This is a genomic window from Streptomyces sp. GDS52 (genome assembly GCF_052246875.1).
GTDB classification, from domain to species: Bacteria; Actinomycetota; Actinomycetes; order Streptomycetales; family Streptomycetaceae; genus Streptomyces; species Streptomyces cathayae.
Map to the genome: position 1 here is coordinate 1,360,125 of NZ_CM125966.1, position 13,030 is coordinate 1,373,154.

General features: G+C 72.6%; 14 protein-coding genes. 6 read left to right on the plus strand and 8 right to left on the minus strand.

What is annotated here, in order from left to right:
- Positions 1 to 14: 14 nt before the first annotated feature.
- The 3 genes from ACTWJ9_RS06070 to ACTWJ9_RS06080 all read left to right on the plus strand — a co-directional run bounded on the left by ACTWJ9_RS06070 (position 15) and on the right by ACTWJ9_RS06080 (position 4,686).
- Positions 15 to 965 carry a hypothetical protein gene (locus ACTWJ9_RS06070; protein WP_279333171.1) on the plus strand — a complete coding sequence of 317 codons (951 nt, stop codon included), beginning with the start codon at positions 15 to 17 and terminating at the stop codon, positions 963 to 965.
- Positions 962 to 4,159 (plus strand): CHAT domain-containing protein, encoded by a 3,198-nt coding sequence (locus ACTWJ9_RS06075; RefSeq protein WP_443295286.1) that lies wholly within the window; start codon positions 962 to 964, stop codon positions 4,157 to 4,159. Before ACTWJ9_RS06070 ends, ACTWJ9_RS06075 begins: the two co-directional genes overlap by 4 nt.
- A gap of 254 nt (positions 4,160 to 4,413) precedes the next feature.
- A complete protein-coding gene (locus ACTWJ9_RS06080) occupies positions 4,414 to 4,686 on the plus strand; it encodes a hypothetical protein (RefSeq protein ID WP_443295287.1) in 273 nt (90 codons plus the stop codon).
- Between the two features lie 202 nt (positions 4,687 to 4,888).
- Here the strand turns inward: ACTWJ9_RS06080 and ACTWJ9_RS06085 are convergent, their stop codons facing one another.
- Together ACTWJ9_RS06085 and ACTWJ9_RS06090 are read right to left on the minus strand one after the other, a co-directional pair.
- The gene (locus tag ACTWJ9_RS06085; RefSeq protein WP_387039887.1) at positions 4,889 to 5,284 is read right to left on the minus strand and encodes a DMT family transporter; all 396 of its coding nucleotides are present in this window, start codon (positions 5,282 to 5,284) and stop codon (positions 4,889 to 4,891) included.
- Positions 5,285 to 5,599: a DMT family transporter gene (locus ACTWJ9_RS06090; RefSeq protein ID WP_279333175.1), complete on the minus strand. Its 315-nt coding sequence runs from the start codon at positions 5,597 to 5,599 to the stop codon at positions 5,285 to 5,287. It lies immediately after the preceding gene.
- 83 nt (positions 5,600 to 5,682) lie between these two features.
- Between ACTWJ9_RS06090 and ACTWJ9_RS06095 the strand changes: the two genes are divergently transcribed.
- A complete protein-coding gene (locus tag ACTWJ9_RS06095) occupies positions 5,683 to 6,294 on the plus strand; it encodes a TetR/AcrR family transcriptional regulator (protein ID WP_443295288.1) in 612 nt (203 codons plus the stop codon).
- A gap of 99 nt (positions 6,295 to 6,393) precedes the next feature.
- Here the strand turns inward: ACTWJ9_RS06095 and ACTWJ9_RS06100 are convergent, their stop codons facing one another.
- The 3 genes from ACTWJ9_RS06100 to ACTWJ9_RS06110 all read right to left on the minus strand — a co-directional run bounded on the left by ACTWJ9_RS06100 (position 6,394) and on the right by ACTWJ9_RS06110 (position 8,971).
- Entirely contained in the window at positions 6,394 to 7,011 is a 618-nt protein-coding gene (locus ACTWJ9_RS06100; RefSeq protein WP_443295857.1) for a 3-oxoacid CoA-transferase subunit B, read from the minus strand.
- An 86-nt stretch (positions 7,012 to 7,097) separates the two neighbouring features.
- Positions 7,098 to 7,769: a 3-oxoacid CoA-transferase subunit A gene (locus ACTWJ9_RS06105; RefSeq protein ID WP_109381631.1), complete on the minus strand. Its 672-nt coding sequence runs from the start codon at positions 7,767 to 7,769 to the stop codon at positions 7,098 to 7,100.
- A complete protein-coding gene (locus ACTWJ9_RS06110; RefSeq protein ID WP_443295289.1) occupies positions 7,766 to 8,971 on the minus strand; it encodes a thiolase family protein in 1,206 nt (401 codons plus the stop codon). Before ACTWJ9_RS06110 ends, ACTWJ9_RS06105 begins: the two co-directional genes overlap by 4 nt.
- An 83-nt stretch (positions 8,972 to 9,054) precedes the next feature.
- Between ACTWJ9_RS06110 and ACTWJ9_RS06115 the strand changes: the two genes are divergently transcribed.
- Complete coding sequence (locus tag ACTWJ9_RS06115) at positions 9,055 to 9,939, plus strand: LysR family transcriptional regulator (protein ID WP_279333180.1); 885 nt, start codon at positions 9,055 to 9,057, stop codon at positions 9,937 to 9,939.
- Positions 9,940 to 9,972: 33 nt separating this feature from the next.
- On the opposite strand, the gene ACTWJ9_RS06120 is transcribed toward ACTWJ9_RS06115, so the two are convergent.
- The gene (locus ACTWJ9_RS06120; protein ID WP_279333181.1) at positions 9,973 to 10,608 is read right to left on the minus strand and encodes a DJ-1/PfpI family protein; all 636 of its coding nucleotides are present in this window, start codon (positions 10,606 to 10,608) and stop codon (positions 9,973 to 9,975) included.
- A gap of 35 nt (positions 10,609 to 10,643) precedes the next feature.
- Positions 10,644 to 11,630, minus strand: a complete 987-nt coding sequence (locus tag ACTWJ9_RS06125) for a GlxA family transcriptional regulator (protein WP_279333182.1) — start codon at positions 11,628 to 11,630, stop codon at positions 10,644 to 10,646.
- Positions 11,631 to 11,769: 139 nt separating this feature from the next.
- On the opposite strand from ACTWJ9_RS06125, the gene ACTWJ9_RS06130 reads away from it, so the two are divergent.
- Positions 11,770 to 12,531, plus strand: coding sequence for an IclR family transcriptional regulator (locus ACTWJ9_RS06130; RefSeq protein WP_443295290.1), 762 nt, complete (start codon positions 11,770 to 11,772; stop codon positions 12,529 to 12,531).
- 44 nt (positions 12,532 to 12,575) lie between these two features.
- On the opposite strand, the gene ACTWJ9_RS06135 is transcribed toward ACTWJ9_RS06130, so the two are convergent.
- The gene (locus ACTWJ9_RS06135; protein ID WP_443295291.1) at positions 12,576 to 12,827 is read right to left on the minus strand and encodes a hypothetical protein; all 252 of its coding nucleotides are present in this window, start codon (positions 12,825 to 12,827) and stop codon (positions 12,576 to 12,578) included.
- Positions 12,828 to 13,030: the final 203 nt, after the last annotated feature.

The following is a 13,030-nucleotide window of genomic DNA, read 5'->3' on the forward strand; positions in this document are numbered from 1 at the left end:
GTACCCTTGGGCCCATGGCGCTCTTCCGGAAATCCAGGGACAGCCGGCCCTCCGCCCCGTCATGGTGTGCCTGGTTCGGTCCCGGAGAGTGGGCCGTCTTCCAGGAACTGGTCCGTGAGCGCCTCGTACCCGACTACGCCGGACAACAAGCCCTCTCCCGGAGCCTGCCGGGAGGTCCGGCCGTGGAGGTGGACCTCGCGCACCTGGCCGAAGCACTGCGGGACCAGCCGCGCGAGCGGTGGTCCACGGCGATGACGGAGTACGAGCTCTGGTGGCAGGACCGGGCGCGTGAGGCGGAGGCCCTGGCGGCGCTGCCCTTCGAGCGGGCCCGGGGTGCGCTGCTGCCCGCGGTGCGCCTCGTGCAGGAGTCCGACCGCCCGGACGAGATGACGCGCGCCCTCGGCGACCGTCTGCTCGCGGAGGTCCAGCTCATCGGCGAGCGCTCGGTCCTGACCGTCGGCACCGAGCAGACCCGTCACTGGGACGTGTCCCCCGCCGATGTGTGGTCGCTCGCGTTGGCCAACCTCCGGCGCCAGCCGTGCGAGGTACACGACATGGGTCCCGAGGGTTCCCCGGTCCTCGTGGTGCTCGGCAGTGGCGAGCACACGGCCGCGCATCTCCTGCGGCTGGACGAACTGGTCGCCCGCCCGGCGCCGTACGGCGTCCTGGTGGTGGCGCCGCGCACCGACACCCTGGCGTTCTGGGTCGTGACCGGCATGAACGTCGTCACGGCCGGCCCGGCCCTGCAGAAGTTCGGCGCCGGTCTCCGCGACCACGCCGAGCCGGAACAGCGGCTGAGCGACGAACTGTACTGGTGGTCCGACGGCCTGCTGGAGCACATCGTCCTACCGGACCTGGAGGCCGGCACGGCGCGCGGCCTGGGCACCCCGGGCCGGCCGCACACGATCCAGGCAACCCCGCGGTTCCTCGACATGCTCCACCGCCTGACCCCGCCCCAGCAGTGACGCGGGACAAGCGGGCGGCGTTGTCCGCCGTACGGAACCGCCTCGACGCCTTCCTGCGCACCGGCGACGACGAACTGCTGCTCAGCCCGGACGCCACCAGCGAGGGCACCCGTCTGGTCATCGTGGGGCTGGAGAACCGCTTCGGACGGCCCGATCCTGCCGCCTTCCTGGCGTTGGGCCTGCTGCGCTGGCACACCCACCTCGCGCTGCTGAGACGCGGCAGGGGCGAATGCGCTGATTCCGTCTACGAGAACGCGCTGTCCCTCCTCGCCGTCGCCCACCGGCACCGCATGAGGGACATCCCCGGGCCAGTGGCCGAGCTGTTCCGTCGTACGGCCGCGGTACGGCGTGACCCGCAGGGCGCCCTGCTCCTGGCCTCGCGGCGGCTGATGGCCATGGCATCGGCCTCGCTCTCCGACCGGGAGCAGGACGACCTGCCGGACGACCACCGGTCTCCGCCGGACACCACGGGCCTCACCGTGGACGACCTGATCGACACTCTCCACCACGTACTGGCGGTCAGCACCGCCTACACCGACACCCACTGCGCTGCCGGCACCATCCTGAACACCGCGCTGCTCCTGCGCGGCCACCGCGCCGACCTCGACAGGGCCATCGGCAGACTGCGCCGGACCGTCTCGGACCCGAACACCCCGCCCGACAACCGCGTGGGGGTCCGCCGGATCCTGGGCGAGGCCCTGTACCTGCGCGGTAAGCGGACGGACGACCCGGACGAGCTGGACGAGGCCATCACCCTGCTGCGGGAGGGCGTCGACAGCGTGCCCGGCGACCACCCCAGCCTGCCCACCCGCTGGGCCCTGCTCGCCGACGCCCGCTACGCCCGGCATCTGGCCGCTCCGGACGCGGGCACGCTGGGCGAGGCGATCACGGCCGGACGGACCGCGATCCGGGTCGGCCAAGCGCTGGGCCACCACCCCCGCGTCGGGCATCTGACCCGGCTGAGCAGCATGCTGAACCAGCGTCACCAGTCCGTGTCCGACGCCGATTCCCTGCACGAGTCCGTGGCGCACGCCCGCGAGGCCATGGCCCTGGCCGAGGGCGATCCGCTGCTGCTGTCCGACGCCCGGCCGGCCCTCGCCCACGCCCTGCTCGCCCGGCATCAGTACGAGGGCTGGCTGGGCGACGTCCTCGACGCGGTGGAACTCCTCCGCGAACAGGCCGCTGCCGCGGGCGCACCACCGCCCTCGCGCGAGAAGGACCCCCGACGGGACCTCGCCGTGGCACTCGTCATGGCGTACCGGGCGGATCTCGATCTGCACAGAGACCATCCGGGCGGTGCCGCGACCGTCGATCCGTCGTGGCTGCGGGAGGCGATCGGCCTGTTGCGGCAGGTGCTGGCGGAACAGGCCACCGGTGACCGCGACACCGGTGACCGCGCCGAGACCCTGAACAACCTGGGCGCCGCCCTCGCCACCTGGCACGAGCGGCCGGACACGCCCGACGTCCTCGACGAGGTCGTCGACGCCTACCGCCGTGCGGTGGCCGAACCGGACCTGCCCACCACGCGGATCGACTCGCTCCACAACCTTGCCCACGCGCTCGCCCAGCGCTCCCGCGAACGCGGGGACGCCGCCGCGCTGCGCGAGGCGATCGACGTGCTGCGCACCGCGACGTCGACGCCCGGCGCGACGAGCATGCAGCGCATCACGGGCTCGGCCCAGTGGGCGGAGTGGGCGGCCTCGACCGGGGACTGGCCGACGGCCGTGGACGGTTATCGCACGGCCATCGGCCGACTGCCGGAGCTTGTCCCGGCCCATCTGCGCCGCGCCGACCAGGAACGGCTGCTGGCCGGGCGGTTCCGGCTGGCCGGCGACGCCGCGGCGGCCGCGCTGGAGGCGGGGCAGCCGGACACGGCACTGGAAATGCTGGAGCACGGACGTTCCCTACTGCTCTCCGCCGCCCTCGACGCCGACCGCGAACTCACCGAACTCCATTCGGCGGCACCCGCATGGGCAGCCGAACTGACGGCGGTGCGGCAGGCACTGAGCGAGCCCGACCCCGATCCGGACCGCCGGCACGCGCTGGGACTGCGCATGGAGCGGACCCTGCGCGAGATCCGCCGTCGGCCCGGGTTCGAGGACTTCCTCGCCGTCCCACGGGCCGATCGGCTGCGGGCCCGCGCCGCGCGGCTGGGCCCCGTGGTCACCGTGAACGTGAGCCGGTACCGCTGCGACGCCCTGCTGCTGAAGGGCGGCAGCCTGCGCGTGGTGCCGCTGCCCGATCTGGAGCCCGGTGAACTCGACCGGCGGACCGCGGAGTTCGCCACGGCGGTGACCACTGCGGAGAATCCGCACGCCGGGCTGGTGCAACGCCTTGAGGCCCAGGCCACCGTGCGGGAGACGCTCGGCTGGCTCTGGGACGCGGTGGCGGAGCCCGTACTGCGGAACCTCGGGCACACCGGCCCGCCCCCGGACGGCGGGCCATGGCCGCGGGTGTGGTGGTCGCCGACGGGTGCGCTGAACGCCCTTCCCCTGCACGCGGCCGGGCACTGGGCGGACGAAGAGACGCGGTCCGGCGACACGGTGCTGGACCGGGTCGTCTCGTCGTACACCCCCACGATCCGCGCGCTGCCGACGGACCCCGACCACCGGATGAGCCGGGCGGACGGCCCGCCCTTGGTCGTGGCCGTACCCGACACCCCGGGACACATGCCGCTGCCCGCCGCCCTGGCCGAAGCCGTCGCGATCGGCTCCGCTCCGGGAGCGCGGCTCCTGCTGGGTCCACGGGCCACACGGGCCGCCGTGACCGAGGCACTGTCGTCCAGCCTCTGGGCGCACTTCGCGTGCCACGCGCACCACGATCCGACCAACCCGTCGGGTAGTCACCTGGTCCTGTACGACCAGCCGTTGATGGTCGCCGACCTGCACCGGCTGCGGGCCTCGCGCGCCGGCCTCGCCTATCTGTCGGCCTGCTCGACGGCCCGCAGCGCGGGCGAGTTCACCGGCGAGTCCCTGCATCTCGGCTCGGCGTTCCGGCTCGTCGGGTTCCGTGACGTGATCGCCACCCTGTGGCAGGTCCACGACCGAACGGCGGCGGACCTGGCACGCGCCTTCTACGCCGGATACAGGACCGGGGGCGCGGCCCTCGCCCTCCACCGGGCGGTCCGTGCGGTCCGCGACGCCGATCCGCTGCTCCCGACCCGTTGGGCGGCCCACATCCACACAGGGCCGTGAACAGCTTCCTTCTCCGGGCTCGCCGTCCCACGCCGCTGATCACTCGGTCCGCTGAGATCCACGGGACTGCCGGTCACCGAACATCAAGGGCGTGGGCGGGGTCCGCTACGTGGCGGAGCGGACTTTCGCCCTGCTCCACCACTTCGAACGCCCCGCGCCGTCCGCCGGGAACGCGCACCGAACTCACCCACTTCGCTCGATGAGCATGTGCAGAGCACCGGGCAGGGGATGTTCCCCACCTGGTTCCACGGGGAGTGGTCGCCGGTATCGATGGAGCCTTCGGCCCGGTCGCGCAACCACCTCTCCCCCGCGCCCCCGAAGTCCGTGAGGCCGGTGAGGCCGGTGAGGCCGGTGAGGCCGGTGAGGCCGGTGAGGCAGCGTGCGGCCTGCCGTTCACGGCCGACGTGGTCATCGGCGAGGAGCGGATGACCACCGAGGAGTTCACCGGCGAGGTCGACTGCATGCTCCCCGAACCGCCGACCCCGCAGGGGGTCATCCCGGCACCGGACAGAAGGGCATCGGCCTGAGGTGCCGCGCCCCCGACCTGATGGCGCACCGCTGGGACCGGAGGGCTCGCAGTTGCCGACCGGAGCCCTGCGGCATCGTCCGTCCGGCGGGCCCCGAGCCCCCGTTCACGGTTTCCTTCGGTGCTGTGCCGCGACCTCCCCGAGCAACTGTGCCCGAGGCCGGCTCGGGCAGGGCGAGCGCTTCGAGGAGCCGGGACGGATCTCAAGGGGTCTGCTGCGGTGCTGCGGCGGTGTCGGGTCGGTCTTCCGGACTGCGGGGAGCCGGGCCGTTCCCGGGCGGGCCCGGCTTGGACAGTCTGAGTCCGGCGATGCATCCGATGATGCCGGCCAGGAACAGCACTTTGAGCACGCTCGCCTCCTCGGTGCCGGTGGCCATGGCCCAGGTGACGGTGAGTGCGGCGCCGGTGCCGGTCCACACGGCGTAGGCGACGCCGATGGGGATGTGCTTCGCGGCGCGCGCCAAGCCGATCATGCTCAGGACCACCGCGACGAAGAACACCACGCTCGCGACGGGCTCGGACAAACCGTCGCTGGCGCCGAGCGCGGTGGCCCAGACGGCCTCCAGCACCGCACTGACGAAGAGGATCACCCAGGGCATTCAGCTCACCGCCTTCAGTCCGACGACGCAGCCGATCAGGCCGGCCAGCAGGGTCGCGCGAAGGGGGGTCAGCCTCTCCTGGCCCCGCGCGGCGGCGACCACGACGGTCAAGAGGGCACCGATGCCGACCCACACCGCGTAGGCGGTGCCGGTGGGCAGCGAGGTCATCGCGTAGGCCAGGCCCACCATGCTCAGCGTCATGGCGACGGCGAAGACGGCGGTCGGCGCGAGCCGCCGGAATCCCTGGGACATCCCCAGGGCCGTGGCCCAGACGGCCTCCAGCACAGCGGAGGCGATCAAGACGGTCCAGGCCATGTGCACGTTCCTCTCCACGCTTTCGTACGGCTGTACCAAAACGACGCTAGCACGTAGTCGTACAGTCGTGCGACGATGGTGTCATGCCTCGCGTGATCGACCCTGACGAACGCAACCGCCAGGTTGCGGAAGCGGCGTGGAGAGTTCTGGTGCGTGACGGCATCCCGGCGCTGTCGGTGCGCAAAGTCGCCGCCGAGGCGGGGCTGCCGCCGAGCTCGCTGCGCTACACCTTCCCGACCCAGGCCAGCCTGCGGATCAGGGCGTACGACATGGTGGTCGAACGCCTGGCCGACCGGGTCGCCGCCATCGCGCCGGGTGACGACTGGGCGCGGGCGGTACTGCTGGAACTGCTGCCCCTGGACGAGTCACGGCGCCTGGAGATGGAGATCACCGTGGTCCTCGGCACGGCCGCGATGACGGACGACGACCTGCGCGCGACGCACCACAGGGTGCACCGGATCATCAGGGACCTGTGCGAACGGGTGGTACGCGTACGGGGCGTGGCCCCGGAGGAGATCCGGGTCGAGACGCAGCGTCTGCACGCACTGGTGGACGGGCTTGCTCTGCACATGATCCGACAGGGCGAGGACGAGAACGACGAGGACGACGAGGACACGGACTGGGCAGCCCGGGTGGTGGACACCCACCTGGCGAAGCTGGAACGAGCCCCGTCGCCTCAGGCGCTGCGACCGTAGCCCCGGTCGCCGGCCTCCGCCCGACCAGACACCGACGGCCTGCCCGCGGGTTCGCGGGCAGGCCGTCGGTGTCTGGTCGGGCGGGCCGGCGGCCCGGGCTCAGGCCTCGGCGGGGAGCAGGGGGACGTCGAGGCGGTCGGCGAGTTCGTCCAGGGTGGTGCCGAAGGTCTGGGTGACCCTCAGGCCCTGGGGGGTGACGTCGAACACCGCCTGGTCCGTGTAGACGCGGTCCACGCAGCGCAGCCCGGTGAGCGGGTAGGTGCACTCGGGCACCAGTTTGGCGGCGCCGGTCTTCGTGAAGAGCGTCATCATCACGTAGACCTTCTTGGCGCCGATCGCCAGGTCCATGGCGCCGCCGACGGCGGGGATGGCGTCGGGTGCTCCCGTGTGCCAGTTGGCCAGGTCGCCGGTGGCCGAGACCTGGAACGCGCCCATGACGCAGATGTCCAGGTGGCCGCCGCGCATCATCGCGAACGAGTCGGCGTGGTGGAAGTAGGCGGCTCCCGGCAGTTCGGTCACCGGGATCTTGCCCGCGTTCGTCAGGTCGGGGTCGATCTCTCCCGCCTTCGCCGCGGGCCCCATGTTGAGCATGCCGTTCTCGGTGTGCAGGACCACCCCGGAGTCGGCGGGCAGGTGGTCGGCGACGAGGGTCGGCTGCCCGATGCCCAGGTTGACGAAGGCACCCTGGGGGATGTCGCGCGCCACGAGGGCGGCCATCTCGTTCTTGCTCAGCGGGCCCCGGTCGTTCAGCGGGCCCCGGTCGTTCAGCGGGACCCGGTCGTTCTTGGCTGGGCTGGTCGCGTTCATGCGGTGGCTGCCTCCTTGACCACGCGGTCGACGTAGATGCCGGGGGTCACGACGGTTTCGGGGTCGATCTCGCCGGTCTCGACGATCTCGCGGACCTGCGCGATCACCGTGGTCGCGGCGGTGGCCATGACCGGGCCGAAGTTGCGGGCGGTCTTGCGGTAGACGAGGTTGCCCATGCGGTCGGCGCGGTGGGCGCCGATCAGCGCGACGTCGCCCCTGATCGGGTACTCCAGCACGTAGGTGCGGCCGTCGATCTCGCGGGTCTCCTTACCCTCCGTGAGGAGCGTGCCGACTCCGGTGGGGCAGAAGAAGGCGCCGATGCCGGCCCCGGCCGCCCTCATCCGTTCCGCGAGGTTGCCCTGGGGGACGACCTCCAGTTCGATCCGGCCCGCCCGGTAGAGCTCGTCGAACACCCAGGAGTCCGCCTGGCGCGGGAAGGAGCAGATCACCTTGCGGACCCGCCCCTTGGCCAGCAGCGCGGCCAGTCCGGTGTCGCCGTTGCCGGCGTTGTTGGACACGACGGTGAGGTCCTTGGCGCCCTGGCGTATGAGGGCGTCGATCAGGTCGACCGGCATGCCGGCCATGCCGAACCCTCCGACGAGCACGGTCGAGCCGTCCTCGATCCCGGCCACCGCCTCGTCCGCGTGGTCGCACAGTTGTGTATTCATCGGTTGCCTCCCGAGACGTTCTCCAGGACCACGGCGAGCGCCTGGCCGACTCCGATACAGATGGCGGCGACGCCCCAGCGCTGTCCCGACTCCTTCAGCCGGTGGGCCAGGGTGCCCAGGAGTCTGCCTCCGGAGGCGCCCAGGGGGTGGCCGAGCGCGATCGCGCCGCCCTTGGCGTTGACGATCTCCGGGTCGACGCCCCAGGCGTCCACGCAGGCCAGCGACTGGACGGCGAAGGCCTCGTTGAGTTCGACGGCGGCGACGTCGGACCAGGTGATGCCGGCGCCCTTCAGCGCCCGGTTCGCCGCCTCCACGGGGGCGTACCCGAACAGCTGCGGGTCCAGCGCGGACACGCCCCGGCCGGCGATGCGGGCGAGCGGGTCGGTGCCGATGCGGGCGGCGGCCTCGCCCGAGCCGAGCAGGACCGCGGAGGCGCCGTCGCTCAGCGGGGAGGCGTTGCCCGCGGTGATGACGCCGTCGGTGCGGAAGACGGGCTTGAGCCCGGCCAGCTTCTCGGCGCTCGAGCCGGGGCGGATCCCCTCGTCCCGGGTGACGGTCGTGCCCTTGCGGTCCGTGACGACGGGCACCACCAGGTCGTCGTAGAAGCCCGCGTTCCAGGCGTCGTCGGCGAGGTTGTGGGAGCGGGCGGCGAACTCGTCCTGCCGTTCGCGGGCGATGGTGAAGCGGTCACCCAGCTGCTCGTTCGCCTCGCCCAGGGAGACGGTCCACTCCTTCGGCATGCGCTGGTTGACCAGCCGCCAGCCGAGCGTGGTGGACACGGCCGTCACGTCCCCGGCGGGGAACGCGCGCGAGGGCTTGGGCAGGACCCAGGGCGCCCTGGTCATCGACTCGACGCCGCCGGTGAGCACGATGTCCACGTCGCCGGTCTCGATGGCGCGGGAGGCGATGATGGCGGCGTCCAGGGAGGAGCCGCACAGCCGGTTGACGGTCGTGGCGGGGACCGAGGTGGGCAGTCCCGCGAGCAGGACGGCCATCCTGCCGACGTTGCGGTTGTCCTCGCCGGCGCCGTTGGCGTTGCCCCAGACGACGTCGCCGATCTCGGCCGGGTCGAGTGCGGGGGTCTTGGCCAGGGCCCCGGTGACAGCCACCGCGGCAAGGTCGTCGGGCCGGACCTCGGCAAGGGCTCCCGAGAATTTACCGAAAGGTGTTCTCGCTGCTGCGTAAAGGTAACTGTCGCTCACGCCCCCACAGTACGAGGACCCCTTTCATCATGTCCAAGACCTAGTCTGCATGGATTCATAAGGGGTTCTTATAAAATAGGGGGATGGAACTCCGTCAGCTCCGCTCCTTCCTCGTCCTGGCCGAGGAGTGCCACTTCGGGCGCGCGGCCGCCCGCCTGCACGTGGCGCAGCCGGCCCTGTCCCAACAGGTCAAGCAGTTGGAGCGGGAGCTGGGCGTCACCCTGTTCAACCGGTCCACCCGGCGCGTCGAGCTGACCGAGGCCGGCCGTCACCTCACCGACTACGCGCGCACCATCGTCACGGAGGAGGAACGCGCGCGGATCCACCTGCGGGAACTCGCCACCGGTCACGCGGGCCGGGTCTCGGTCGGCTTCATCGGCACGGCCACCTACGACGTCCTGCCGAGGGTCGCCCGCACCGTACGGGCGAAGCTGCCGGGCATCACCCTGGACCTGCGGGGGGAGATCCTCACCCCGCGGCTCGTCGAGGGCCTGCTCTCCGGCACGTTCGACCTCGCCGTCCTGCGGGGCATGGTGTCGCAGGAGAACATCCGCACCACGCCGTTGCGGTCCGAGCCGCTGGTGGCCGTGCTGCCGGCCCACCACCGGCTGGCGGACCGGCCGGGCATCCCGCTGGAGGCCCTGGCCGGCGAGCCGTTCGTCATCCACCCCTCGCAGTCCCGGTCCTCGATGTACGACCGGGTCCTGGCCGCCTGCCAACGGGCCGGTTTCCGGCCCGACCCGCTCATCGAGATCGCCGAGACGGCCACCCTGGTCGTCCTCGTCGCGGCGGGACACGGCGTGGCCCTGGTGCCGCAGTCGGTGCAGAGCCTGAGCCTCGAGGGCGTGACCTACGTACCGCTCACCGGCTCCGAGTCCGTGGAGCTGATGCTGGCCCGGCGCACGCACCGCGTCTCGGCCGCGACCGAACAGGTCGCCTCGGTGATCGAGGACTGCGTCCGCGGCTGAGGCGCGGTGCGTGGAGCCGCCCGCCGGACGGGGCTACCGGAGGATGAAACGGCTCCCGGCGCGGAGCTTGTCGACAAGTGCCGCGGGGGCCTTTCGGGGGGAGCCCGCGTCGTAGGGCGGCTGGGGGTCGTACTCGGTCCCGAGCTGGACGGCCTGCGCGTGTGCGTCGCCGGCGATCCTGCCGACCAGGGTGAGGGCCATGTCGATCCCGGAGGAGACTCCGGCCGCGGTGACGAACTTGCCGTCCGTGACGACCCGCTCCCCGGTCGGTTCGGCACCGAACGCGGCGAGGCTGTCGAGCGCCAGCCAGTGCGAGGTGGCGCGGCGGCCTTCGAGCAGCCCGGCCGCCGCGAGCAGCAGCGAGCCCGTGCACACCGAGGTCGTCCAGGTGCTGGCGGCGTCGGCGGTGCGCAGCCAGTCGAGGAGCGTCCCGTTCTCCATCTGGGCGGTCTGCCCGGGGCCGCCGGGCACCACGACGATGTCGGGGGCCGGCACCTCGTCGAGGCGGTGGTCCGCGACGAGTGCGAGGTCGCCGCGGTCGTTGCGCACGGGGCCCGGCCGCTGCCCGACGAAGACCGTCTCGGCGCCGGGTGTGCGGCAGAGCATCTCGTACGGGCCGACCGCGTCCAGCGCGGTGAAGCGGTCGAAGAGGACGATCGCGATCTGCATCTCAGCTGCCTTTCAGCGGGCGGACTCAGGCGTACTCAGGCGGGTTCGGAGGACATGGGCGGTGTGGGCGGTGTGGACGGGCGGAAGCGTCGGCGGTACTCGGCCGGAGCGGTGCCCAGGGCTTTCACGAAGGCGCGGCGCATCGCCTCGGGTGTGCCGTAGCCGCTGGCGCGGGAGACCTGCCCGACGCCGTCGGCCGTGTCCTCGAGGAGGCGCCGGGCGTGCTCCAGGCGGACGCGCTCGACGTACCGGCCGGGTGTCGTACCGGTCTCCGAGTGGAAGGTGCGGGCGAAGTGCCGGGGGGAGAGGTGGGCGCGCTCCGCCAGGCTCTCGACGGAGAGGTCCCCGTCCGGATGCTCGGTGATCCACTGCTGGACCTTCCGCAGTGGTTCGCGCCGCGCGGTCTGGGCGGCGAGCTGGGCGCTGAACTGCGCCTGGCCGCCCGGACGCCGGAGGAAGACCACGAGGTGGCGGGCGACGGCGAGCGCGGTGTCCCTGCCGTGGTCCTCCTCGACCAGGGCGAGCGCGAGGTCGATGCCCGCGGTGACTCCGGCCGAGGTGGCGATCCGGCCGTCACGTACGAAGATCGGGTCGGGGTCGACGTCCACGGCCGGGTAGGTCCTGGCCATGTGGTCGCAGACCGACCAGTGGGTCGTCGCCCGCCGGCCGTCGAGCAGGCCGGCCTCGGCCAGCAGCAGCGCGCCGCTGCACACGGAGACGATGCGCTCGGCGTCCCGGGCGTGCTCCCGGAGCCGGTCGATCAGGCGGGGATCCGGGCGACGGGTTCCGTCGCCCCCCGGGACGAGCAGGGTGTGCGGCACCTCGGCCCCGCCCAGTGCCTGGTCCGGGACGACGGTGAGACCGCTCGAGGTACGGACCGGAGCGCCGTCGAGCGAGGCGGTGCGGATCTCGTACGGGTGCCCGCTGTGGCGTCCCGCCCCCGCGAACACCTCCAGGGGGCCGGTCACATCGAGACTCTGCACGTCGTCGAAGACGACCACCAGCACCGATCTGCTCGTCATGGCGTTCATCCTCGGCGGACAGCCGGGTGGCCGCAATGACGGGCAGCCCCCCTTTCCTGCCGTCCCGGGGCCGCCGCCGGGAGCCGTGGGGGCGGGGCCGGGCTTGCCTTCGTTTCCGCTCAGCGGAAGGATGCCGGGCATGGCAGGCAACTCCTCGACACCCGGGCGTTCCGTGACCAGTCGCGCGCTGGCGCTTCTGGGGGCCTTCGACGGGCGGCACCGGCGGCTCGGTCTCACCGAGCTCGCCGCCCGCGCCGGCCTGCCGGTCCCGACCGCGCACCGGCTGGTCGGCGAGCTCGTCGCGTGGGGCGCGCTGAGCCGTACCGCGTCGGGGGAGTACGTCGTCGGGCGCCGGCTGTGGGACATCGGCCTGCTCGCACCCGTGCACACCGGGCTGCAGCAGATCGCCTCCCCCTACCTCCACGACCTCTACGGCGCGACCCTCGCCACCGTGCACCTCGCGGTGCGCGACGGACTGCGGGCGCTGTACGTCGACCGGCTCTCCGGGCACGCCTCGGTGCCGGTGGTCAGCGCGATCGGCTCCCGTCTGCCGCTGCACGCGACAGGGGTCGGCAAGGTGCTGCTCGCGCACGCCCCGGCCGCCGTCCAGGAGGAGGTGCTCGCCGACCTCCCCCGGATCACCCCCTACACGGTGAGCCGACCGGAACTGCTGCGCGGCCAGCTCGAGAAGGTCCGCGAGGACGACTACGCCACGACGGTGGAGGAGATGAGCCTGGGCGCGTGCACGGTGGCCGTGCCGATCCGCTCGGACGGCGCGGTGGTGGCGGCGCTCGGCATCGTCGCCCCCAGCCTCAGACGCGACCGGGCACGGCTGGTCAGCGCCCTGCAGGTGGCGGCCCGGGGGATCGGGCGGAGCCTCACCGGGCAGGTCGCCCACTGAGCCCCGGCCCCGGGACCGGGCCGCTGTGTCAGGGGGCTCCTGCGTCAGAGGCTTCCGAGGGCGTCCCGGCGGGCCGTCTCGGCCTTGCGGTTGAGCCGGTCGGTCATCCGTACGGCGGTGACGGTGAACGCGATGCCGCCGCCGACGAGCAGGACCTGGGTGACGACGCCGACGACGCGGATGTCCTGGGTGGCGAGGGCGGCGGCCAGCATGACGGAACCGCCGGACGCCCAGGCGGACCAGATCCGCGCCTTCTCGACTCTGACCGCTGCCTGGAACTCTCGATGGTCGGCCATGGCTCTCCCCCTCTGCGGTGGTGTCGCTCCTGAGCCGCATTGTGGCGCGTGGCGCCCGCTGCGCACAGCGGTTCCGCAACCGGACCGGGAATGAGCGGGTACCGTTGACTCATTCGCGAGGAATGCGAAGGATGTCCGGGGTGATGGTCCCGGTGTCCGCTCGCCGGACACGACGTCGCGGAGGCCGCGCGCCGCTGGTCCTG